Raw genomic sequence first — 1,881 nt, 5'->3', positions numbered from 1 at the left:
TTCGTCCCTGCATAATTATATGCAGGGACGTTTTTTTATCCAATCATTTCCGTATCATATAGAAGGACTAACAATTACCGGTAATTTGTCACAAAATTCTAAATTTTAGAAGGAAATATACAATATTGGCGAATTTTATATAAAAAAGAGCTATTTTACATTACTTAGGAGGGGAAAACAATGGTTTCAAAAATTGAGTCTGTTCTTTTAACAATTTTTATCTTTTTCTGTATTGGTTTTAGTGTTATTCAATTAGAAGTTTCACCACACATCCCAATTTTATTTGGTATCGTTCTTTTATTAGCATTTGGATTCCTGAAGAAAATCTCTTGGTCTACTATGGAGAAAGGTATGATCAGTAGTATTTCAGCTGGTATTCCATCTATATTTATTTTCTTACTTGTAGGCGTATTAATTAGCGTTTGGATCGCAGCTGGAACTATTCCAACTTTAATGGTATACGGCTTCCAGCTTGTATCTCCAAAAATTTTCGTTCCAACTGTTTTTGTTGTTTGTGCAATTGTTGGAACGAGTATCGGTAGTGCTTTTACAACTGCTGCAACTGTAGGACTTGCTTTTATGGGAATGGGTACTGCCCTTGGATACGATCCAGCTCTTATTGCTGGTGCAATTATTTCTGGTGCATTCTTCGGAGATAAAATGTCTCCTTTATCTGATACAACAAACTTAGCGCCTGCTGTAACAGGTGTAGATTTATTTGAACATATTCGTAACATGCTTTGGACAACAGTACCAGCTTTCATTATTGCATTTATCGCATTTTTCATTTTAGGAAGCGGATCTGGTGGAAACGTTGATTTCTCAGCATTTATTAACACATTAGAAAAAAATGCAACGATTTCTATCGTTACACTGATTCCTATTTTATTACTGTTCCTATTCGCATTTAAAAAGGTACCCGCAGTTCCAACATTACTTGCAGGAATTGTGGTAGGGATTATTATTCTCTTTATTTTTAAACCTAGCACTTCTTTAGCTGATTTAATGAAAATTATGCAAGACGGTTACGTTTCTAAAACTGGTATCAAAGACATTGACAGCTTATTATCTCGCGGTGGCCTACAAAGTATGATGATGTCAATTGCTCTTATTTTCCTAGCTCTTTGTATGGGAGGATTATTACAAGGAATGGGTATTATCACGCAGCTGATGAATATTATCTCTAGCTTCGTAAAAACTAGCACACGCTTAATTATTTCTACTGCTTCAACTGCAATTGGTGTAAACTTCTTACTTGGTGAGCAGTACTTATCCATCGTTTTAACAGGACAAGCATTTGCTAATAAATACGATGAAGTCGGTTTAGAACGTCGTAATTTATCACGAGTATTAGAAGATGCTGGTACAGTAATTAATCCACTCGTACCATGGGGTGTCAGTGGCGTATTCTTAACAAATGTTCTTAGCGTTCCAACATTCGATTACCTGCCATACGCAATCTTCTGTTTAGCTTGTCCAGTCGTAACCATTATTGTCGGTTTTACTGGATTCGGTCTTTCATGGAAAAAAGAAAAAGCAGTACCAGTTTCATAATATAACAAAAAGGATTACCAAATCGGTAATCCTTTTTATATTTCTTGACTATCTATTCGCTTTCTTTCTTCTAAATAACATAAGTAATCCCGCTCCAACAAACGCAAGACCAGCTCCAATTGTAGAAGCAATACTTGCACCTGTTTTCGGTAAATCACGTTCATCTTTTTCAGCTTCTTTATTTTCACTTACAGTTGTTGTTTCTTTTGTATTTTGATCATCTGTTGTAGTTTGTCCAGATCCAGTATTGTTTCCATCTTGCTTTGGTTCATTACCATTATCACCTTCTTCTGTTGGTGGTGTTGGGTTTTCTCCATTACCTGTTGG

The 1,881-nt window shown here is 35.5% G+C and carries 2 protein-coding genes; one reads left to right on the top strand and one right to left on the bottom strand.

Annotation, left to right across the window (positions count from 1 at the left end; translation table 11 throughout):
- Positions 1-180: 180 nt before the first annotated feature.
- Positions 181-1,554: a Na+/H+ antiporter NhaC gene (nhaC, locus tag MR170_RS30480; protein WP_242310618.1), complete on the top strand. Its 1,374-nt coding sequence runs from the start codon at positions 181-183 to the stop codon at positions 1,552-1,554.
- A gap of 48 nt (positions 1,555-1,602) precedes the next feature.
- Here nhaC and MR170_RS30475 read toward each other — a convergent pair.
- Positions 1,603-1,881 (bottom strand): LPXTG cell wall anchor domain-containing protein (locus MR170_RS30475; protein ID WP_242310616.1); only part of this gene is annotated, 279 nt, incomplete at its 5' end.

It is taken from the genome of Bacillus cereus group sp. BfR-BA-01524 (assembly GCF_022662595.1).
GTDB lineage: Bacteria > Bacillota > Bacilli > Bacillales > Bacillaceae_G > Bacillus_A > Bacillus_A thuringiensis_S.
Note: the sequence above shows the minus strand (reverse complement) of the source record. Positions and strands in the feature narration are given on the sequence as shown.

What these genes read in the sequence shown, in the direction of transcription:
- nhaC (WP_242310618.1), top strand. Translation starts at nt 181, where the DNA reads ATGGTTTCAAAAATTGAGTCTGTTCTTTTAACAATTTTTATCTTTTTC.